18 protein-coding genes are annotated in these 19,556 nt (G+C 71.8%); 9 read left to right on the top strand and 9 right to left on the bottom strand.

The annotated features are described in order from the left end of the window. Positions 1-33: 33 nt before the first annotated feature. Complete coding sequence (locus tag ACZ6SQ_RS22150; RefSeq protein WP_469564684.1) at positions 34-459, bottom strand: YjbQ family protein; 426 nt, start codon at positions 457-459, stop codon at positions 34-36. 105 nt (positions 460-564) lie between these two features. Between ACZ6SQ_RS22150 and ACZ6SQ_RS22145 the strand changes: the two genes are divergently transcribed. After that, positions 565-1,641, top strand: a complete 1,077-nt coding sequence (locus tag ACZ6SQ_RS22145; protein WP_469564682.1) for an NAD(P)-binding domain-containing protein — start codon at positions 565-567, stop codon at positions 1,639-1,641. Positions 1,642-1,674: 33 nt separating this feature from the next. On the opposite strand, the gene mltG is transcribed toward ACZ6SQ_RS22145, so the two are convergent. Together mltG and ACZ6SQ_RS22135 are read right to left on the bottom strand one after the other, a co-directional pair. Next, positions 1,675-2,517: an endolytic transglycosylase MltG gene (gene mltG / locus ACZ6SQ_RS22140; RefSeq protein WP_469564680.1), complete on the bottom strand. Its 843-nt coding sequence runs from the start codon at positions 2,515-2,517 to the stop codon at positions 1,675-1,677. Positions 2,518-2,560: 43 nt separating this feature from the next. Then, positions 2,561-4,363, bottom strand: a complete 1,803-nt coding sequence (locus ACZ6SQ_RS22135) for an ABC transporter ATP-binding protein (RefSeq protein ID WP_469564678.1) — start codon at positions 4,361-4,363, stop codon at positions 2,561-2,563. Between the two features lie 266 nt (positions 4,364-4,629). Here ACZ6SQ_RS22135 and ACZ6SQ_RS22130 point away from each other — a divergent pair, with 266 nt between their 5' ends. Beyond that, positions 4,630-5,091 carry a MarR family winged helix-turn-helix transcriptional regulator gene (locus tag ACZ6SQ_RS22130; protein ID WP_469564676.1) on the top strand — a complete coding sequence of 154 codons (462 nt, stop codon included), beginning with the start codon at positions 4,630-4,632 and terminating at the stop codon, positions 5,089-5,091. 132 nt (positions 5,092-5,223) lie between these two features. On the opposite strand, the gene ACZ6SQ_RS22125 is transcribed toward ACZ6SQ_RS22130, so the two are convergent. Next, on the bottom strand, positions 5,224-6,855 hold the full coding sequence (locus tag ACZ6SQ_RS22125; protein WP_469564674.1) for a peptide-N4-asparagine amidase: 1,632 nt from the start codon (positions 6,853-6,855) through the stop codon (positions 5,224-5,226). 229 nt (positions 6,856-7,084) lie between these two features. Between ACZ6SQ_RS22125 and ACZ6SQ_RS22120 the strand changes: the two genes are divergently transcribed. The 4 genes from ACZ6SQ_RS22120 to ACZ6SQ_RS22105 all read left to right on the top strand — a co-directional run bounded on the left by ACZ6SQ_RS22120 (position 7,085) and on the right by ACZ6SQ_RS22105 (position 11,721). Then, on the top strand, positions 7,085-8,893 hold the full coding sequence (locus ACZ6SQ_RS22120) for an ABC transporter transmembrane domain-containing protein (protein WP_469564672.1): 1,809 nt from the start codon (positions 7,085-7,087) through the stop codon (positions 8,891-8,893). After that, the gene (locus tag ACZ6SQ_RS22115; RefSeq protein ID WP_469564670.1) at positions 8,890-10,746 is read left to right on the top strand and encodes an ABC transporter ATP-binding protein; all 1,857 of its coding nucleotides are present in this window, start codon (positions 8,890-8,892) and stop codon (positions 10,744-10,746) included. The genes ACZ6SQ_RS22120 and ACZ6SQ_RS22115 overlap by 4 nt, the downstream gene beginning before the upstream one ends. A gap of 201 nt (positions 10,747-10,947) precedes the next feature. After that, entirely contained in the window at positions 10,948-11,415 is a 468-nt protein-coding gene (locus tag ACZ6SQ_RS22110) for a DUF5709 domain-containing protein (protein WP_386379534.1), read from the top strand. Between the two features lie 42 nt (positions 11,416-11,457). Then, a complete protein-coding gene (locus ACZ6SQ_RS22105; protein WP_469564668.1) occupies positions 11,458-11,721 on the top strand; it encodes a type B 50S ribosomal protein L31 in 264 nt (87 codons plus the stop codon). 38 nt (positions 11,722-11,759) lie between these two features. Here ACZ6SQ_RS22105 and ACZ6SQ_RS22100 read toward each other — a convergent pair whose 3' ends face one another. Beyond that, positions 11,760-12,554 (bottom strand): metal-dependent hydrolase, encoded by a 795-nt coding sequence (locus ACZ6SQ_RS22100; RefSeq protein WP_469564665.1) that lies wholly within the window; start codon positions 12,552-12,554, stop codon positions 11,760-11,762. Between the two features lie 145 nt (positions 12,555-12,699). On the opposite strand from ACZ6SQ_RS22100, the gene ACZ6SQ_RS22095 reads away from it, so the two are divergent. Together ACZ6SQ_RS22095 and ACZ6SQ_RS22090 are read left to right on the top strand one after the other, a co-directional pair. Further along, complete coding sequence (locus ACZ6SQ_RS22095) at positions 12,700-15,213, top strand: DEAD/DEAH box helicase (protein ID WP_469564663.1); 2,514 nt, start codon at positions 12,700-12,702, stop codon at positions 15,211-15,213. Between the two features lie 19 nt (positions 15,214-15,232). After that, positions 15,233-16,099, top strand: coding sequence for an acyl-CoA thioesterase (locus ACZ6SQ_RS22090; protein ID WP_386379538.1), 867 nt, complete (start codon positions 15,233-15,235; stop codon positions 16,097-16,099). A 25-nt stretch (positions 16,100-16,124) separates the two neighbouring features. On the opposite strand, the gene ACZ6SQ_RS22085 is transcribed toward ACZ6SQ_RS22090, so the two are convergent. Both ACZ6SQ_RS22085 and ACZ6SQ_RS22080 read right to left on the bottom strand, forming a co-directional pair. After that, complete coding sequence (locus ACZ6SQ_RS22085) at positions 16,125-17,129, bottom strand: DUF6397 family protein (RefSeq protein WP_469564660.1); 1,005 nt, start codon at positions 17,127-17,129, stop codon at positions 16,125-16,127. Positions 17,130-17,255: 126 nt separating this feature from the next. After that, entirely contained in the window at positions 17,256-17,669 is a 414-nt protein-coding gene (locus tag ACZ6SQ_RS22080; RefSeq protein WP_469564658.1) for a roadblock/LC7 domain-containing protein, read from the bottom strand. 94 nt (positions 17,670-17,763) lie between these two features. Between ACZ6SQ_RS22080 and ACZ6SQ_RS22075 the strand changes: the two genes are divergently transcribed. After that, entirely contained in the window at positions 17,764-18,192 is a 429-nt protein-coding gene (locus ACZ6SQ_RS22075) for a PPOX class F420-dependent oxidoreductase (RefSeq protein ID WP_469564655.1), read from the top strand. A 32-nt stretch (positions 18,193-18,224) separates the two neighbouring features. Here the strand turns inward: ACZ6SQ_RS22075 and ACZ6SQ_RS22070 are convergent, their stop codons facing one another. Further along, positions 18,225-18,830, bottom strand: coding sequence for a GTP-binding protein (locus tag ACZ6SQ_RS22070; RefSeq protein WP_389322307.1), 606 nt, complete (start codon positions 18,828-18,830; stop codon positions 18,225-18,227). A gap of 307 nt (positions 18,831-19,137) precedes the next feature. Then, complete coding sequence (locus ACZ6SQ_RS22065) at positions 19,138-19,551, bottom strand: DUF742 domain-containing protein (RefSeq protein WP_386379543.1); 414 nt, start codon at positions 19,549-19,551, stop codon at positions 19,138-19,140. Between the last annotated feature and the right edge of the window lie 5 nt (positions 19,552-19,556).

Here is a 19,556-nt window from a genome sequence, read left to right as displayed (position 1 = left end):
CGGCGCCTGTCGGCTCAGCCGACGCCCGTCGGGTCAGCCGGCCAGGAAGCTCAGCCGCACCTTGCGTTCGGGGTTGTCCTTGTTGGTGTCGACCAGGCACACCGACTGCCAGGTGCCGAGCTCCAGCCGGCCGCCGATCACCGGCAGCGTGGCGTGCGGGGGCACGATGGCGGGCAGCACATGGTCGCGGCCGTGGCCGGGACTGCCGTGGCGGTGCTGCCAGCGGTCGTCCGCGGGGAGCAGCGAGTGCAGTGCGGCGAGCAGGTCGTCGTCACTGCCAGCCCCCGTCTCGATGACGGCGACACCGGCGGTGGCGTGCGGGACGAAGATGTTGAGCAGGCCGTCGCGGCCGCCGGAGGTCTGTTCGAGGAAGGCCTGGCAGTCGCCGGTGAGGTCGACGATCCGCTCGACGGAGCCGGAGGCGACGTGCAGCACGCGGGTGGTGAACGCATCTGACATGCCCTCCATCCTGGCCCATGCGGGGACCGTCGTACCGGAGGAGCGGACCGGGGGCGGCGCGGGGGCGTCGGGAAGAGGGGCGGCCTCTGTGCGGTTGGTAGAAGCGTGAACTACACACGCGAGGTCGAGGTCGTCGTCATAGGCGCTGGTCAGGCGGGTCTGTCCAGCGCCTACCACCTGAGCCGCACCGGTTTCGCGCCGGAGCGCGACTTCGTGGTGCTGGACCACTCCCCCGGTCCGGGCGGCGCCTGGCAGTTCCGCTGGCCCTCGCTCACGTACGGCAGGGTGCACGGGATGCACGCTCTGCCCGGGATGGAGCTCACCGGCGCCGACCCGGAGCGGGCCTCCTCGGAGGTGATCTCCGAGTACTTCACCACGTACGAGCGGACCTTCGGGCTGCGGGTACGGCGGCCGGTGGATGTGCGCGCGGTGCGGGAGGGCGAGGGCGGGCGGCTGCTCGTCGAGACCTCGGACGGCACCTGGGCGACCCGGGCGCTGATCAACGCGACCGGCACGTGGGACCGGCCTTTCTGGCCGCGCTATCCGGGTCAGGAGACCTTCCGGGGGCGGCAGTTGCACACCGCGCAGTACCCGGGCCCCGAGGAGTTCGCCGGACGGCGCGTCGTGGTGGTGGGCGGGGGCGCCTCGGGGACCCAGCACCTGTTGGAGATCGCCCCGTACGCGGCGGCCACGACCTGGGTCACCCGGCGGCCGCCGGTCTTCCGCGAGGGCCCCTTCGACGAGAACCTGGGCCGCGCGGCGGTGTCGCTGGTCGAGGAACGCGTGCGGCGGGGACTGCCGCCGAAGAGCGTGGTCTCGGTCACGGGACTGCCGCTGAACGACGCGATCCGGCAGGGGCTGAGGGACGGAGTCCTGGACCGGCAGCCGATGTTCGACCGGATCACGCCGGACGGTGTGGCCTGGGACGACGGCCGTCAGGTGGCGGCCGACGTCATCCTGTGGGCGACCGGGTTCCGCGCCGCGATCGACCACCTCGCCCCGCTGAGACTGCGTGAGCCGGGCGGCGGCCTCCGGGTGGACGGCACCCGCGCGGTCGCCGACCCGCGGATCCACCTCGTCGGCTACGGACCGTCGGCCAGCACCATCGGCGCCAACCGGGCCGGCCGCGCGGCCGTACGGGACATCAGGCGGCTGCTGGCCGGTGAGCCGGTCGCCGCTTGACGCGCGTCCCGGGAGGCCGCGCGCAGGGCCCGGTCAGCGCTTCTTCTCCGCGCCCTTCTTCTGCTGGGCGTTGAACTCGGCCACGTTGCGCTGGTGTTCGGCGTAGTCGGCGGTGAAGCGGGTGTCGCCCGGCTTGACCGTGACGAAGTAGAGCCAGTCGCCCGGCGTCGGACTGATCGCGGCGCGCATCGCGTCCTCGCCGGGGTTGTCGATCGGCGTGGGAGGCAGACCCATGCGCTGGTAGGAGTTGTAGGGGCTGTCCAGACGGGTGTCGGCCAGGCTCGTATCGAGGGTGGCGCGGCCGAGCGCATAGTTGATCGTCGAGTCCATCTGGAGCGGCATGCCGCGCTCCAGCCGGTTGAAGATCACCCGGGCCACCTTGCCCATGTCGGCCTTGGTGTTCGCCTCGGCCTGGACGAGGCTGGCGATGGTGACGGCCTGATAGACGTTCATCGCGTTGCGCTGGGCACCGGCGGCGATGGGGGCGCCGTTGAACTTCTTGTTCGCCGTGTCGACCATGTACGCCAGCATCGACTCGGGCGTGGACTTGCCCGTGAGCGGATAGGTCGCCGGGAAGAGATAACCCTCCGGGTTGCCCTCGGCGTCGGCCGGCAGCTTGAGCCCGGCCTTGGGCAGGGACTTCTTGGCGGTGCCCGGGGGCAGGGACAGGGCCTTGTCGACGGCCTCGTAGATCTGGCCGGCGCGCCAGCCCTCGGGGATCACCAGCGAGGCGGGCTCGGCCTTCTCCTCGCCGCCCAGGGTCAGCAGCGGCACCGCCACGGCGGTGCCGGCCACGGCGGCCCCGGTGGCGATGAGGACGAGGCGGCCCCGGCGCGTCAGTCGGATCGCGCTCCGTGGCGGAGTGTTCGTCTGCATGGGGGCACGGTAACCCGCAGAACCCCATAAACCCGGCATATCGTCATCTTGTCGGTTCCAGTCGTGCATCCCTTCGGACGAGGGCCGCATACCGTCCGTCGAGCCCCAACAGCTGCTCGTGCGTGCCCCGTTCGACCGCTAGGCCGGAGTCCAGGACCACGATCTGGTCGGCACCCCGAATGGTGGACAGCCGATGGGCGATGGTGATGGTGGTGCGGTTCGCCGACAGCGCGTCGATGGCCTCCTGGACGGCGCTCTCGGTGCGGGTGTCCAGGGCGCTCGTCGCCTCGTCGAGGATGAGCACGGGCGGGTCGCGCAGGATCGTGCGGGCGATGGCCAGCCGCTGCTTCTCCCCGCCGGAGAAACGGTGTCCGCGCTCGCCGACGACCGTGTCGTAGCCGTCGGGCAGGGCCGCGATGTGCTCGTGGATCTGCGCCGCCTTCGCCGCCGCGTGCAGCTCCTCGTCGGTGGCGTCCGGCTTGGCGAAGCGCAGGTTGTCGGCGACCGTGGCGTGGAAGAGGTACGTCTCCTGCGACACGACGCCGACCGCCCGCGCGAGCGTGTCGAAGTCGAGGTCGCGCACGTCGTACCCGTCGAGGGTGACCCGGCCGCCCGTCACGTCGTACAGCCGCGGCACGAGGTACCCGAGGGTCGACTTGCCCGCGCCGGTCGGGCCGACCAGGGCGAGGCTGCCGCCCGCCGGGACGGTGACGTCGATGCCGTCGAGCAGGGGGCCGCCCTTGTCGTCGTACCGGAACTCCACGTCCTCGAAGCGGACCTCGCCCTTGACCTGGTCGAGGTGCACGGGGCGCTCGCGCTCGGTGATGTCGATCGGCAGGTCGAGGTACTCGAAGATGCGCTGGAACAGGGCGAGCGAGGTCTGGATCTGCACGCCCGTGCCGAGCAGGCTCACGGTCGGCCGGAACAGGCCCTGCTGGAGCGAGACGAAGGCGACGATCGTGCCCAGTGAGACATCGGAGCCGCCCATGTGGAGGGCGATGCCGGCGGTCCAGTAGATGACGGCGGGCATCGCGGCCATGACGATGGTGATCACGGCCATGCGCCAGCGGCCGGCCATGTTCGAGCGGACCTCCAGCTCGACCAGACGCTCGGACTCGTCGGAGAACGACCGGGTCAGCGATTCCGCCCGGCCCATGGTCCGGCCGAGCAGGATGCCGCTGACCGAGAGCGACTCGGTGACCGTGGCGGCCATCGAGGCCATCTGCTTCTGGCGCCGGGTGGTGATCTTCTTGCGTTCGTTGCCGACGCGGCGGCTGATCCAGACGAACACCGGCAGCAGGACCAGCGAGACCAGCGTCAGCCGCCAGTCGAGCACGAGCATGGCCACCACGGTGGCGACGACGCCGGTGAGGTTGGAGACGAGGGAGGTGGCGGTGGAGGTGACCGTCGCCTGCATGCCGCCGATGTCGTTGGCGATACGGGACTGCACCTCGCCGGTACGCGTGCGCGTGAAGAAGGCGAGCGACATCCGCTGGAGCCGGCCGTAGACGGCGGTGCGCAGATCGTGCATGACGCGCTGGCCGACCGTGGTGGAGATCAGGGTCTGGAGGACCCCGAACACGCTGGTCAGCACCGCGCTGAGGATCATGCCGAGCGCGAGCAGGGTGAGCAGGCCGGTGCGCTGCTCGGGGATCGCCGTGTCCAGGATCGCCTTCAGCAGGAAGGGCGTGGCGACCGAGACCAGCGAGGAGGCGCCGACCAGCAGGCCGACGACGGCCAGCCGGCCGCGGTAGGGGCGGAAGAGGGCCAGAATGCGCCGCACCTGCCGGGGCTGCTCCTCGGCGTCGGCGGGTGGGCTCCAGGTGGGTTCGTGGTCGGGGTGCATGGGCTCCTACGAGTGGGACGGGTGTCGGCGGGTCTTCGGCTTCGGCTCGGCTCCGGCGGGCGCGGCGCACGGAAGGCGCGGTACGTGCCCGGGGACGGGCCCCGGCCCGCGCCGTGCCGGGGCGGGCGCGCTGCCTGTCCGTCGCGGGCGTGGTGCGTGCCCGTGCGACGCGCGTGCCTCCGGCGCGAGGTGCCGACGGCGGCTGATGGATCGTAGCTCATTGTTACCTATACTCACAATGAACGGCGTGCTGATATTGTTCCCGCATGACCACCCCCGATCCCGAGGGCCTGCTCGCCGAGCAACTCCTGCGGCTCACCCGCAGGGTGCACCGCATCCAGAAGCGTCATCTGGAGCGCCGCGACCTGGGCATCACCCCGGCCCAGTCCCGTCTGCTGCGCACCCTGGCGCATTTCGGCTCGCCGCCGCGGATGGCCGATCTCGCCGAGCGGCTGGAGGTGGTGCCCCGCGCGGTGACGTCGCTCGTCGACGGACTGGAGTCGAGCGGCAGGGTACGGCGCGTACCCGACCCGGCCAACCGCAGGGTGATCCGTATCGAGGTCACCGACGAAGGACGCAAGGCGCTGCGCGAACTGCGAGAGGCGCGCCGGGCCACCGCCGAGGAGATCCTGGCGCCGCTCGACGAGGCGCAGCGGGTGGTGCTGCGGGGGCTGCTGGACACCCTGATCGACGGGGATGTGGAGGGAGTCGGCGCCGGGCGGTGCTGAACCCTTCGGGAGGACGGCTTGTCGGCGGGGCCGCGAAGGGACGCCGGGCCGGGCGGCGGCGAACGGCGGGCAGATGCGACGGGCCGGGCAGGGACGCGCGGGCAATACGCCCCTGCCGCGGCCGTCGCGTGCTCAGCAGCGCAGGCGGTCCGCGACGAGTACGCCCTGGACCGTCGTCAGTGTGCGGTCGTGGCAGCCCGCCGGGCCGTACAGGCGATACCGCTCGGTCGTGGTGGCGACCGCGTGCCGCTGGTCGCGCGGCACGTTGATCGTGTACGTGGCGTCGCCCCGGTAGCGGTCGTCGAGGCGTGACCAGGCCGTTCGCACGCCGTCACGCGTCTCCGTGACCTTGGCGCGGTCGCCGAGGGTCAGCACGGTCCGCAGCCGGTCCGCCGCGCCGACCGTGGTCGTGCCGTCCATCGTGTACGTCCGGTGCGTACGGGTGGTCCGGGCGGGGCCCCGGCCGTCGACGACGAGTGTCTCGACATCGGTCCAGACGGCGTCGAGCTCGTCGGCCGACTCGCCGTCGGTCCACCGGTGCACGGAGGTGTTGGCCAGGGTGCGGGAGACCCTGGTCGTGACTCTGCCGTGCGAGGTGTCGAGGTATCCGGAGACGGTCAGCGCGTGGCCGCCCCTGGTGTCGACGCGGTGCTCCGGGCCGGGCGTGTACGACGAGTCGTTCACCGGGTCGCCGGTTTCGGCGGACGTGAGCGCGCCGGGCACGTGGTCGCGGCCGGCGTCCTGCCAGACCAGGACGTTGACGGGCGTGCTCCAGCCGCTCCCGCCCTGCGGGACACCGGCGACGGACACCTCGACGCGGTGCGGGCGGCCGTCGTTGAGGATGCCCGCGAACGGCGTCAGGTCGTACTCGATCGGTCTGATGTCGAAGGCGCGCGGCCCCGGGACGACGTACCAGAGGAACGGGTTGGACCAGCCGCCCGTCCACACCGTCGGGAACGGGGCGGCTATTCCGGCCAGTCGGCCGTCCACCCGGATCTGCACCTCGCGGTAGGGCCCCTGGTCGGCCTGGCAGGAGTACGGCGCCGAGGCGGGGACGGTCAGGTACCAGTACTCCTCGCAGCCGCCGCCGGAGCCCGTGGCGTACACCTCCGCGACGACACGCTCGGTGTTGCGCGGGGTGGTGAGCGTGGTGCCGTGCACGCCCTCGGCCAGGGTGAGCACCTGGTCCGGGACACGGCGCGACGCGGGACCGGCCGTGTGGAAGGTGAGCGTGACCTTGACGTCGATGACGCCGGTGTAGGTGCCGTCGACGACGTTGCCGATCAGCATCTCCACGGCCTGGGCGGCGCGGAAGGTGTCGCTGTAGCGGGTGACGTCCTTCTCCACCGACCACTCGACGCCGTCGGGCGACGGCTGCGGGGTGGAGGTGCGCAGGATTTCGACGCCGCCGACGTGCAGGTGGCCGAGGCGGTCGTACTGCCGCCCCTTGACCTTGCCGTCCAGGCGCAGGACGACCTTGCTCCAGCGGCCGCCGCAGTCCCGGGGCGGGGTGTACGTGCCCCTGTAGGGCGTGAAGTCACGGAACTGCGCCTCGGCGAGCGTGATTCGGCAGGTCCTCCCGGCGGGCGCGGTGACGGGCGGGGCGGCGGTGACGGGGTCGTGCCAGTCGGTGCCGAACTCTGCGGGGACGTCGGTGCCGAACTGGGCGGGGACGTCGGTGGCCCGGGCCGGACCCGCCGCGGGGAAGACGCTCAGCAGGAGGATCACCCCTGTGAGCATGGACATGATAATCCGACTTCTCATGCCCGGTGTTCTACGGGCCGGAGAGCTCGCCCGCAACGGGGCGTCAGGACGTGGCCGAAGCCGTGCGGTGCGCCCGGAAAACCGGTTGCCCACGACCACGGAATGACGCGACGCTTTCACGGTTTGTTGCCGTCGGCGAGCGGCTCGGTACCCCCACACCCTCGTCTCCTCCCTCTCGATCCCTTCCGAATCCCTTCCGATCCCTCCTGACACGAGCCACTGGGACGTCATGCAGATCCAAGACCTTCCGTATCCGGACCCGGGCGTACCGGACGCACGCTCGGGGCCTCGATTCCTGTGGTGGCTGGGCCGGAACCAGTCGGGCGGCCAGCTGAAGTCGCTGGCCTGGGGGCTGCTGCACTTCCTGTCCGTCTCCTTGCTGCCCTTCTGTGTGGGGCTGGCCGTGGAGGCCGTCGTCGCCCGCTCCGGCGAACGGCTGGCGCTCGCCGGAGGGCTGCTCGCGCTGGCCTGCGCGGGCAACGCGATCGGCTCCACCGGTCTGCACCGGGCCGCCGTGACCAACTGGATCACCGCCGCCGCCCGCGTCCAGCAGCTTCTGGCCCGCAAGGCCTCCCAGCTCGGCTCGGCGCTCACCCGGCGGGTGGCCGCGGGCGAGGTGGTGGCCGTCTCCACCGGTGACGTGGAGAAGATCGGCTGGTTCGTCGAGGCCATGTCCCGGTTCACCGCCGCCGCGCTCACCGTGGTGATCGTCGTCGTCGGACTCGTCGTGTACCAGCCCGCGCTCGGGTTGGTCGTCGCCGTGGGTCTGCCCGTCCTGGCGCTCGCGGTGCTGCCGCTGCTGCCGCGCGCCACCCGGCGGGCCGACCACCAGCGCGAGAAGGCCGGGCGCGCCACCGAGCTGGCCTCCGACACCGTGGCCGGACTGCGTGTGCTGCGCGGCATCGGCGGCGAGGAGCTGTTCCTCGACCGCTACCGCCGCGCCTCCCAGGAGGTGCGCCACGCCGCCGTCCGCAGTGCCCGCATGTGGGCGCTGATCTCGGCGATCCAGATGCTGCTGCCCGGACTGCTGCTGATCGCGGTCGTCGCCCACGGCGTGGGTCTGGCCCGCGAGGGCCGCATCACCGTGGGTGAACTCGTCACCGTGTACAGCTCCGTCATGATCCTCACCTACCCGCTGCGTCACTTCGAGGAGATCGCCATGGCGTACTCCTTCTCGAAGCCCGCCGCGCGCCGGGCCGCCCGCGTGCTGTCGCTGGAGCGCGCGACGGACGGCGGCGGCTCCCTCGCGGGCGAGGTGCCGGCCGGTGATCTGTACGACCCGGCGACCGGTCTGCTGGCCCCGGCCGGAAGGCTCACCGCCGTGGTGTGCGGCGACCCCGACGCGGCCGGCCGGCTCGCGGAGCGGCTCGGCGGACACCCGGGCGAGCCGGGCACCTCGGTGCTGCTGGGCGGCGTACCGCTGGACGAACTGCCCCTCGACACCGCGCGCACGGCCGTCCTGGTCCAGGACAAGGACCCGGTGCTGCTCTCGGGCACGCTGCGGGAGCTGTTCGAGGTGCCCGCCTCCGGCGCGGTCGACGCCCGCGAGGCGCTGGCCGCCGCGCAGTGCGAGGACGTGCTGGCGGCGCTCGTCCAGGGGTCGCTCGACATCGACGACGCGATGGACGCGCGGATCACCGAACGGGGGCGCTCCCTCTCCGGCGGCCAGCGCCAACGCCTCGCCCTGGCCCGCTCCCTGGCCACCGACCCCGAGGTGCTCGTCCTGGACGAGCCGACGTCCGCCGTCGACTCCCACACCGAGGCCCGGATCGCCCAAGGCGTGCGGGAACTGCGCAGCGGGCGCACGACCCTGGTGTTCACCTCCTCGCCCCTGCTGCTCGACCGTGCCGACCGGGTCGTCCTCGTCCACGAGGGCGAGGTCGCCGCGGTGGGCCTGCACCGGGAGCTCGTGCACAAGGATCCCCGGTACCGCGCGGTGGTCACCCGCGAGACCGAAGAGGAACCGTTCCCGGACGCCGTCCGGGACGGACGGGCCGCCCTGCGGCACGCCCTGGAAGAGATCGAGGAGACGGCATGATCGGCGTGGCGCCACCGGAGTACGACCCGGCGGCCCCGACGACGGCGAGCACCCTGCCCGTCGGCGCTCCCGCGACCGTGCACGCGTACGTGCGGGAACTGTTCGAGCGGCACCGCCGCGCCTTTCTGCTGCTCGTCGGCGTCAACACCGTCGCCGTGGTGGCCTCGATGGTCGGCCCCTACCTCCTCGGCGGTCTCGTCGAGCGGGTCTCCGACGGCACCCGTGAGCTCCATCTCGGGCTCACCGCCACGCTGTTCGTGGTCGCGCTGCTGGTCCAGGCGGTGTTCGTGCGCGAGGTGCGGCTGCGCGGCGCGATGCTCGGCGAGCGGATGCTCGCCGACCTGCGCGAGGACTTCCTGGTGCGCTCGGTCGGGCTGCCGCCCGGTGTCCTGGAGCGCGCCGGGACGGGTGATCTGCTGTCCCGGATCACCACCGACATCGACCGCCTCGGCAACGCCATGCGCGAGGCCGTCCCCCAGCTGGCCATCGGCGTGGTCTGGGCGGCGCTGCTGCTGGGCGGACTGGTCGTCACGGCCCCGCCGCTCGCGGCCGCCGTGCTGGTCGCCGTGCCGCTGCTGGTGATCGGCTGCCGCTGGTACTTCAAGCGGGCGCCCGCCGCCTACCGGTCGGAGTCGGCCGGATACGCCGCCGTGGCCGCTGCGCTCGCCGAGACCGTGGACGCCGGGCACACCGTCGAGGCCCACCGCCTGGGCGCACAGCGCGTCGCCCTGTCCGACCGACGGGTCGCGGAGTGGACCGCCTGGGAGCGGTACACGCTGTGGCTGCGGTCCGTGCTGTTCCCCGTCGTCGACATCACCCATGTCACGGTGCTGGGCTCGGTGCTGATGTTCGGCGGCGTGTTCGTCCTGGATGGCTGGATCGACATCGGCCAGCTCACCACCGGCGCGCTCATCGCCCAGATGCTGGTCGACCCCGTCGGGCTGATCCTGCGTTGGTACGACGAGCTCCAGGTCGCCCAGGTGTCGCTGGCCCGCCTCGTCGGTGTCCGGGACATCGAGCCGGAGGCGGGTGACGCCTCGGTCGCCCCCGCGGGCCGGCACGTGGACGCGGACCGGGTGCACTTCGGCTACCTGGAGGGCGTCGACGTGCTGCGCAAGGTGTCCCTCGCCGTCGCCCCCGGCACCAGGCTGGCCCTGGTCGGCCCGTCCGGCGCGGGCAAGTCCACGCTGGGCAGGCTGCTCGCCGGGATCTACGCGCCCCGGACGGGCCATGTCACCCTGGGCGGCGCCGAGCTCTCCCGCATGCCCGCGGAACGCGTCCGCTCCCATGTCGCCCTGGTCAACCAGGAACACCACGTCTTCGTGGGCTCCCTGCGCGACAACCTGCTGCTGGCGGTGCCCCGCTCGCGGGTACCGGCGGACGACGAGACCCTCGGCAAGGGGGTCCTGAACGACGCGGACGGCTCGGACGGCTCGGACGGCTCGGACGGCGAGCTGTGGGCCGCGCTCGGCGCGGTCGACGCCGACGGCTGGGCCCGGGCCCTCGACGAGGGGCTGGACACCGAGGTCGGCTCGGGCGGCTTCGTCCTCACCCCCGCGCAGGCCCAGCAGATCGCGCTCGCCCGGCTCGTCCTGGCCGATCCGCACACCCTCGTCCTGGACGAGGCGACCTCGCTGCTCGACCCCCGGGCGGCCCGGCACCTGGAGCGGTCCCTGGCCCGGGTCCTGGACGGCCGTACCGTCATCGCCATCGCCCACCGGCTCCACACGGCCCATGACGCCGACCTGATCGCCGTCGTCGAGAACGGCCGCATCAGCGAGCTGGGCAGTCACGACGAGCTGGTCGCCGCCGACGGGGCGTACGCGGCGCTCTGGCGCTCCTGGCACGGGTGAGCCGACCCGGGCCGGGAGCGGCCCGGGACCCGTGGCGTTGCGCGGTTCCGACCAAGGGTGGAAGTCTGGAAACCGGCACCGGTCGCGGGAGCACCCCTCGGCCGGGTGCCACCGAGACGGCTCGGGTCCGCGCCCCGCGCGGCTGCGACACCCCGCGGCCCGAGGTGTGAACGGCACCGTCCCCAGCCCCTGGAGGTACCCGTGAACAGCGCCGACGGATGGGGAGACGACGTCTACCAGCCCGACGGGTCCGAGGTCCAGGACGACGCGGGCCTGCTCGACGCGGAGGACACCCTGGTCGACGACGGTGTCGGCGACCCCCTCGACCGCGGCTGGTCCCCTCCGGAGCGGCCCTGGGCGGTCGAGCACACCGGTGTGACGGCGGCCGAGCGCAGGCAGGGCGAGACCCTGGACCAGCGCCTCGCCGAGGAGGTCCCGGACGTGGCCGCCGCCGACGGGGACGGCATCGGCGACCGCGACGCGGACGGCGAACTGCTGGACAACGAGGTCGGCGCGGTCCGCTCGGGCCGCCTCGTGGCCCCCGACGAGGGTGCCCACGAGGACGAGGAGAGCGCCCTCGTCGCCACCGACGTCGGCATCGACGGTGCGGCGGCCTCCGCCGAGGAGGCGGCCATGCACATCGTCGACGAGGAGGCACTCTCCGGCTGACGGAGCGCCCGAGCCCCTTCCCCCACCGCACCAGGAGTCCTGATGGCGAAGGACGAACACCCCGACTACCGCCCCGTCGTCTTCCGGGACCGTGCCGCCGGTTACGCCTTCCTCACCCGGTCCACCGCGAGCAGCGACCGGACCATCGAGTGGGACGACGGCGAGACCTACCCGGTGGTGGACGTGGAGATCTCCTCCGAGAGCCACCCCTTCTACACGGGCAAGGCACGTACGGTCGACAGCGAGGGCCGCATCGCCCGCTTCGAGCGCCGCTACGGCGAGGGCGAGCCCGGCGAAAAGGCCTGACCGGCGCGGGAGCCCGCCCCCGAGAGGCCGCCGGGCGGTCAGATCACGTTGAGCGCGGCCGCGCAGCCCACTCCGCCGAGCAGCATGAACACCGGCATCAGCACCTTGAGCTCCACCCAGCTGCCCGCGCGGAACCGCATGGCCTTCGGCGGTCCGATCGGGTACCAGCGCTTGCGGCCCAGCGGGATCGGCCACAGGATCGGGCAGCCCGACACGGTCAGGGAATCCCCGATGTCGTGCACCAGGGCACCGAGCACGATCGGCAGACCCAGCCACAGATACTCCTGGCCCGGCGCGGTGAACAGCCAGTCCGCCCCGTTCCCCGGCTTGTCCAGCACTCCGGCGAGGATCCACGAGCTGGTCGCGGCCAGCAGCCAGACCAGCACATCGCTGCTCGAACCCCGGGCCGCCCGCCACAGCAGGCCCTCGATCGCCAGCACCATGTGCACGAAGAGGATCGCCAGGACCGCCCAGCGGCCGCCCGTGATCGCCAGCACCGAGGTGCCCGCGCCGATCATCACCGCCCACACCCAGGTGTGCGTCAGGGTGCGGTGCCCGCCTGAGCGGCGCGCGTCGCCCGGCTTCCGGGTCGCCTTGTAGACGGCGTAGGAGAGCTTGTCCACGATCTCGCACAGCCACCGCGAGAGCGGACCGAAGGCGCGCGAGATGGTCGCCGCCTTGTGATCCAGGTCCGGGGCGAGCGCCGCCCCGGCGCAGAGCAGCGAACCGACCAGGAGGACCGGCCAGGGCATCGTGTGCCCCGCCGCGGCGGCCGCCGCGCCTACGCCGAGCCAGGCCGCGGCGCCCGACAGTGAGTGTGCTGGTCCCATCATCGCCGTTGCCCGCCCCGTCCCTCATGTGCCGCTGTCCACTTGACCGCGTGGACTGACGCCACGTCGGCGCCACAGCGTAGCGGTAGCGATCTTCGCGCGGGCATCCGATTCCCGCATCGGGCGGGAGGCCAGGCAAGATGGGGGCGTGACCCTCATCGATCAGCTCCCGCCGACCGCCGACCCCGACGCTCTCTACGAAGCCTTCGAGTCGTGGGCCCAGGAGCGGGGTCTCACGCTCTACCCCCATCAGGAGGAGGCGTTGATCGAGGTGGTGTCCGGCGCGAACGTGATCGTGTCGACCCCCACCGGCTCCGGCAAGAGCATGATCGCGGCGGGCGCGCACTTCGCCGCGCTCGCCCGCGACGAGGTCACCTTCTACACGGCTCCCATCAAGGCGCTGGTGTCGGAGAAGTTCTTCGAACTGTGCAAACTCTTCGGCACCGAGAACGTCGGCATGCTCACCGGCGACGCCTCCGTCAACGCGGACGCGCCGGTCATCTGCTGCACCGCGGAGGTGCTGGCCTCCATCGCGCTGCGCGACGGCAAGGACGCCGACGTCGGCCAGGTCGTCATGGACGAGTTCCACTTCTACGCGGAGGCCGACCGCGGCTGGGCCTGGCAGATCCCGATCCTCGAACTTCCCCAGGCTCAGTTCATCCTGATGTCGGCGACGCTCGGCGACGTCTCGATGTTCGAGAAGGACCTCACCCGGCGCACCGGCCGCCCCACCTCGGTGGTCCGCTCGGCGACCCGTCCGGTGCCGCTGTCCTACGAGTACGAGCGCGTCCCGCTGACGGAGACGCTCACCGAGCTGCTCCAGACCCAGCAGGCGCCCGTGTACATCGTGCACTTCACCCAGGCGCAGGCCGTCGAGCGGGCGCAGGCGCTGATGAGCATCAACATGTGCTCGAAGGCGGAGAAGGAGCAGATCGCCGAGCTGATCGGCAACTTCCGTTTCACCACCTCGTTCGGCCGCAATCTCTCCCGCTACGTGCGCCACGGCATCGGCGTGCACCACGCCGGCATGCTGCCCAAGTACCGGCGCCTGGTGGAGAAGCTCGCGCAGGCGGGCCTGCTGAAGGTGATCTGCGGCACCGACACGCTGGGCGTCGGCGTCAACGTGCCCATCCGCACGGTGCTGTTCACCGCGCTGACCAAGTACGACGGCAGCCGGGTGCGCACGCTGCGCGCCCGTGAGTTCCACCAGATCGCGGGCCGGGCCGGCCGGGCCGGTTTCGACACGGCGGGCTACGTGGTGGCCCAGGCTCCCGAGCACGTCATCGAGAACGACAAGGCGCTCGCCAAGGCCGGTGACGACCCGAAGAAGCGCCGCAAGGTGGTGCGCAAGAAGGCACCCGAGGGCTTCGTGGCCTGGAGCGAGGACACCTTCGAGAAGCTGATCGGCTCCGAGCCGGAACCGCTGGCCTCCCGGTTCCGGGTGACGCACACGATGCTGCTGTCGGTCATCGCCCGCCCCGGCAACGCCTTCGAGGGCATGCGGCATCTGCTGGAGGACAACCACGAGCCGCGCAAGCAGCAGCTGCGCCACATCCGGCGGGCCATCGCCATCTACCGCTCCCTGTTGGACGGCGGCATCGTCGAGAAGCTGGACGAGCCCGACGCCGAGGGACGTATCGTCCGGCTCACCGTCGACCTCCAGCAGGACTTCGCGCTCAACCAGCCGCTGTCCACCTTCGCGCTCGCGGCCTTCGAACTCCTCGACCCCGAGTCGCCCTCCTACGCCCTCGACATGGTGTCGGTCGTGGAGTCCACGCTCGACGACCCGCGTCAGATCCTCGCCGCCCAGCAGAACAAGGCGCGCGGCGAGGCGGTGGCGGCGATGAAGGCGGACGGCGTCGAGTACGAGGAGCGCATGGAGCGCCTCCAGGACGTCACCTACCCCAAACCGCTGGAGGAGCTGCTCTTCCACGCCTACAACACGTACCGCAAGAGCCACCCCTGGGTCGGCGACCATCCGCTGTCCCCGAAGTCCGTCATCCGGGACATGTACGAGCGCGCCCTGACCTTCACGGAGCTGGTGAGCCACTACGAGCTGGCCCGCACCGAGGGCATCGTGCTGCGCTACCTCGCCAGCGCCTACAAGGCTCTCGACCACACCGTGCCCGACGACCTGAAGTCCGAGGACCTCCAGGACCTGATCGAGTGGCTCGGCGAGATGGTCCGCCAGGTCGACTCCAGCCTGCTGGACGAGTGGGAACAGCTCGCCAACCCGGAGGAGATGACCGCCGAGGAGGCCCAGGAGAAGGCCGACGAGGTCAAGCCGGTCACCGCCAACGCGCGTGCCTTCCGGGTGCTGGTCCGCAACGCCATGTTCCGGCGCGTGGAGCTGGCCGCCCTCGACCAGGTCGGCGAACTGGGCGAGATGGACTCCGAGTCCGGCTGGGACGCCGACGCCTGGGGCGAGGCGATGGACAAGTACTGGGACGAGTACGAGGATCTCGGCACCGGCCCCAACGCGCGGGGGCCCAAGCTCCTCGTCATCGAGGAGGAGCCCGCGAACCGCCTCTGGCGGGTCCGGCAGATCTTCGACGACCCCAACGGGGACCACGACTGGGGCATCAGCGCGGAGATCGATCTCACGGCCTCCGACGCGGAGGGCCGCGCGGTCGTCCGGGTGACCGACGTCGGCCAGCTGTGACCACAGGGGGGAAACGCTCATGACGAACCCGGCCGAGAGGCTCGTCGACCTGCTCGACCTGGAGCAGATCGAGGTCAACATCTTCCGTGGTCGCAGTCCCGAGGAGTCCCTCCAGCGGGTCTTCGGCGGCCAGGTGGCCGGCCAGGCACTGGTCGCGGCCGGGCGCACCACGGAGAACGACCGCCCGGTGCACTCGCTGCACGCGTACTTCCTGCGGCCGGGCCGGCCCGGGGTGCCGATCGTGTACCAGGTCGAACGGGTGCGGGACGGGCGGTCGTTCACGACCCGCCGGGTCACCGCCGTGCAGCAGGGCCGCACGATCTTCAATCTCACCGCCTCCTTTCACAAGCCCGAGGAAGGGAGCTTCGAGCACCAGTTGCCGCCGGCCCGCAAGGTGCCGGACCCGGAGTCCCTGCCGACGGTGGCGGACGAACTCCGGGAGCATCTGGGCGCGTTGCCCGAACAGCTGGAGCGCATGGCGCGCCGGCAGCCCTTCGACATCCGCTATGTGGACCGGCTGCGCTGGACGAAGGAAGAGGTCCAGGGCTCCGATCCGCGCAGCGCGGTGTGGATGCGCGCGGTCGGGCCGCTGGGCGACGACCCGCTCGTGCACACCTGCGCGCTGACGTACGCCAGTGACATGACCCTTCTCGACGCCGTGCGCATCCCGGTCGAGCCGCTGTGGGGGCCGCGCGGCTTCGACATGGCGTCGCTGGACCACGCGATGTGGTTCCACCGGCCGTTCCGTGCGGACGAGTGGTTCCTCTACGACCAGGAGTCGCCGATCGCCACGGGCGGGCGGGGGCTGGCCCGGGGCAGGATCTACGACCTCGAGGGCCGTCTGCTCGTCTCGGTCGTCCAGGAAGGGCTGTTCAGGGCGTTGTAGGCCGGTCGAGGGCCGGACCCGGCGTTCAAGCGCGCCGCGGTGGGCGTTCGCCTCGGCGGATGCGTGCGCGGCCTCGGCGCAGGCGTCCCAGCAGGCCGCCGCGGGCTCGCGCCGGGGCCTGTCGCGCGGGTTGCGCGACCTCACCCCGGCCCGGCAGGGGCTCCGGGGCGGGAGGGTCGCCCCGGCCCGGCCCAGGCTCTGCCCCCGGAGAGGCAGGAGGCGGCGCGGGTGCCGCGGTCCGCCGCGGTGTGGGGCGGGGCGCGGGCCGCTCGAGGCGGGCGGCCTCCACCGCCGCGATCAGCTCGGCCCTGAGCCAGGCGACCTCGTCCGGCTCGTCGGCCCTCATGATCCGTTCGGCGACGCGTGCGGCCGGGGAGCCCGGCGTGCCGTGCGCGGGCAGGCTCGGGCGGAAGCGGTTCAGGTGGGCGCGCTCGTAGGGGTCCTGCACGAGCTCGACGGGATCGCCCGGGCCGAGCAGCGCGGCGAACACTCCCGCCTGCTGCCAGGGATCCTCGGCCTGGCGGAGCAGGAAGCCCACGTGCCGGCCGCGCCAGTTCCGGGGGCGCAGGTCCACCCCGGCCTGGATCCGACCGCGCAGACTGTCCGGCAGCATCCGCCCTTTCAGCAGCGAGGCGTTGCACGGTTCGGCGGCGAACTGCCGCAGTTCGTCGGCGAGATACAGCCACACGACGGCCCGGTAGCGGTTGAGGTAAAAACGCACCGGGGTCACCAGGCCGACGCGTGCGAACCGGGTGAACCGGGTGGCGGGCACCTCCAGCAGGCCCGCACCCGCGCTCGTGCCCACGACGCTCAGGCTCTGCCGCAGGCCCTCCGGGTGGTCCGGCGCCGAGCGCAGCCGTTCGATCTCGGCGTAGGGGACGCGGCGGCCTCCGCCGCCCTCGTCCGGCACGGTGCGGATCCGGCCGAGGTGCATCGCGAGTTCGAACTCGCCTCGCCTGAGGTCCAGTTCGCGTGCAGCACGGCTGGTCGTGCAGATGAGGTCGGATCGCGTGACGGTGTGTTCGGACATAGCCGGTCTCCCCCGTGGAGTCGGTGGCCCACGCCGTGTGCGTGGCCCGTGGGAAAAACCGTAGCCACCGCGGCCGATCTCGTGGCGAGCCTGTGGATAACTCTTCCGGAAGAGAGAAATTGGAGGTCAGAGGTCTGCGGACGGTGATCGCTCGGGCTGCCGGGCGTCCACCGCGAGGTGTTCGCCGACCCGGTTCACCAGCAGCGTCATCTCGTAGGCGATCCGTCCGATGTCGGCCTGGGCGCCGCTGAGGACGCACAGACAGCTTCCGGCGCCCGCGGCGGTGACGAACAGCACCGCATCATCGAACTCGATCATGGTCTGGCGGACCTGTCCGGCACCGAAGTGGCGTCCGGACCCCTTGGCCAGGCTGTGCAGTCCGGAGGCGACGGCGGCCAGGTGCTCGGCGTCCTCGCGCCGCAGCCCGGTACTCGCTCCGGTGACCAGCCCGTCGTTGGACAGCACCAGCGCATGCCGCACTTCCTCGACACGCTCGGTCAGATCGTCCAGTAGCCAGCCGAGTTTCTGGTTCAGCGCCATGCCCGGTCTCCCCGTGTGCCGCTTCCCCCCTGCCCGGAGGAACTCTTTGCAAGCCTTCCCCACGAGCGGGCCGCCGGGCAAGGAGGATGGGGACATGGCACGCAAGATGACCGACGAGGAGTGGCGGGCGTTCGTCTCCGACGGCACCCGCACCGGCAAGCTGTCCACCGTACGGGCCGACGGAAGCCCGCATGTGGCACCCGTCTGGTTCGTGCTCGACGGGGACGATCTGGTGTTCACCACCGGCAAGGACACCGTCAAGGGCCGTAATCTGCGGCGCGACGGGCGGGTCGCGCTGTGCGTGGACGACGACCGCCCGCCGTTCGAGTTCGTGGTGGTCCAGGGCCGGGCCCTGGTGTCGGAGGACCTCGCCGAGCTGCGCCACTGGGCGGCCAGGATCGGGGCACGATACATGGGCGAGGAGCGCGCCGAGGAGTTCGGGGCGCGCAACGGCGTCCCGGGCGAACTCCTGGTCCGGGTCACCGTCGACAAGGTCGTCTCGGCCAAGGCCGTCTCCGACTGAGGCCCGCCCCGGAGTCCGCGGCAGCCCCGGTATCAGCTCACGGAGTCCAGCAGCCGGGCGGTGTGCATCCGCCCGGCGTACTCGACGAGTTGGATCAGCACCTCCTTCCCGGAGTCCTTGTCGCGGGCGTCGCACAGTACGACCGGTGTGCCCTGGTCGAGATCGAGGGCGCGTGAGACGTCACCGGCGGCGTGGGTGCGGGAGCCCGGGAAGCAGTTGACGGCGACCACGAAGGGGATGTGCCGGTGCTCGAAGTAGTCGACGGCGGGGAAACAGTCCTCCAGACGCCGGGTGTCGGCGAGGACCACCGCGCCCAGCGCCCCCTGTGACAACTCGTCCCACAGGAACCAGAAGCGGTCCTGTCCCGGAGTGCCGAACAGATAGAGGGACAGTCCGGAGCGGATGGTGATCCGGCCGAAGTCCATCGCGACGGTGGTGGTGACCTTCTGGTCGACGCCGTCGGTGTCGTCCACCGACCGGCCGGCCTGGCTGAGCAGTTCCTCGGTGCGCAGCGGCCTGATCTCGCTGACCGCGCCGACCAGGGTGGTCTTGCCGACGCCGAAGCCGCCGGCGACAAGGATCTTCAGCGCCAGCGCGGCCGTCTCGTCGCCCGTGCCGTCGGAGTGCTCGGAGACCATGGATCACTTCTCTCGGGAGTTCCGGAAAACGGTCGTCGTGGGGGGATTCGGGGCCCGGACCGTGCAGGCGCGCGGCCTCGGCACGGATGTGCGAAGTCAGCATGATGACAAGTGCGGGCCCTGTTCGAGGGGTTGGACAGGTTATGGACCGATCTGACCGTCCGGACCCTTTCGCTGCCCGGTTGGTTCACCGGTCGATGGTGGTCTGCTTCCGTATGGCTTTCGAAGTCTCTTGCGCCGGTGGCTTTCGACGTCTCCGGCGCTTGGCCTCGTGGATGCTCCTTCCCTGTGCCGGCCTCCGTTCTCGCTACAGCGCCCGCAGTCCCGCGATCACCTCGCGCAGAATCCGCTCGTCGGGCAGCTGTGCGGGCGGTACGGGCCGGGTGACGGTGACGCAGCCGAGCTCCAGCAGGTCGCCCAGGAGGACGCGCACCACGCCGACGGGCAGATCGGCGCCGGCGGCGAGTTCGGCGACGGACTGGGTCTCCGTCCGGCACAGGTCCGTCAGCGACCGGTGTTCGGGCCCCAGGTCGACGACGTCCTCGGCGCGGGGCGCCGCCGGGTCGAGGGTGACGAGGGCGATCAGATCGAGACGCGCGCCGCCGGGACCGGGCTTCGTCCGTCCGCCGGTCATGGCGTACGGGCGGACGAGGGGGCCGGCCTCGACGTCGTACCACTGGCTGCCCCGTCCGCTCGGGGCGCCCCACAGGTCGTCGGTCATGGCCG

Source organism: Streptomyces sp. NPDC048600 (assembly GCF_055587025.1).
This window is presented reverse-complemented; position numbering and strand designations above follow the sequence as displayed.

Bases quoted from the DNA above. Each gene is read 5' to 3' on its own strand.
- ACZ6SQ_RS22080 (WP_469564658.1), bottom strand. From the start codon at position 17,669: ATGGCGCTGAACCAGAAACTCGGCTGGCTACTGGACGATCTGACCGAG.
- ACZ6SQ_RS22100 (WP_469564665.1), bottom strand. From the start codon at position 12,554: ATGATGGGACCAGCACACTCACTGTCGGGCGCCGCGGCCTGGCTCGGC.
- ACZ6SQ_RS22105 (WP_469564668.1), top strand. From the start codon at position 11,458: ATGGCGAAGGACGAACACCCCGACTACCGCCCCGTCGTCTTCCGGGAC.
- ACZ6SQ_RS22115 (WP_469564670.1), top strand. From the start codon at position 8,890: ATGATCGGCGTGGCGCCACCGGAGTACGACCCGGCGGCCCCGACGACG.
- ACZ6SQ_RS22120 (WP_469564672.1), top strand. From the start codon at position 7,085: ATGCAGATCCAAGACCTTCCGTATCCGGACCCGGGCGTACCGGACGCA.
- ACZ6SQ_RS22075 (WP_469564655.1), top strand. From the start codon at position 17,764: ATGGCACGCAAGATGACCGACGAGGAGTGGCGGGCGTTCGTCTCCGAC.
- ACZ6SQ_RS22065 (WP_386379543.1), bottom strand. From the start codon at position 19,551: ATGACCGACGACCTGTGGGGCGCCCCGAGCGGACGGGGCAGCCAGTGG.
- ACZ6SQ_RS22150 (WP_469564684.1), bottom strand. From the start codon at position 459: ATGTCAGATGCGTTCACCACCCGCGTGCTGCACGTCGCCTCCGGCTCC.
- ACZ6SQ_RS22135 (WP_469564678.1), bottom strand. From the start codon at position 4,363: ATGCACCCCGACCACGAACCCACCTGGAGCCCACCCGCCGACGCCGAG.
- ACZ6SQ_RS22070 (WP_389322307.1), bottom strand. From the start codon at position 18,830: ATGGTCTCCGAGCACTCCGACGGCACGGGCGACGAGACGGCCGCGCTG.
- ACZ6SQ_RS22130 (WP_469564676.1), top strand. From the start codon at position 4,630: ATGACCACCCCCGATCCCGAGGGCCTGCTCGCCGAGCAACTCCTGCGG.
- mltG (WP_469564680.1), bottom strand. From the start codon at position 2,517: ATGCAGACGAACACTCCGCCACGGAGCGCGATCCGACTGACGCGCCGG.
- ACZ6SQ_RS22085 (WP_469564660.1), bottom strand. From the start codon at position 17,129: ATGTCCGAACACACCGTCACGCGATCCGACCTCATCTGCACGACCAGC.
- ACZ6SQ_RS22090 (WP_386379538.1), top strand. From the start codon at position 15,233: ATGACGAACCCGGCCGAGAGGCTCGTCGACCTGCTCGACCTGGAGCAG.
- ACZ6SQ_RS22125 (WP_469564674.1), bottom strand. From the start codon at position 6,855: ATGAGAAGTCGGATTATCATGTCCATGCTCACAGGGGTGATCCTCCTG.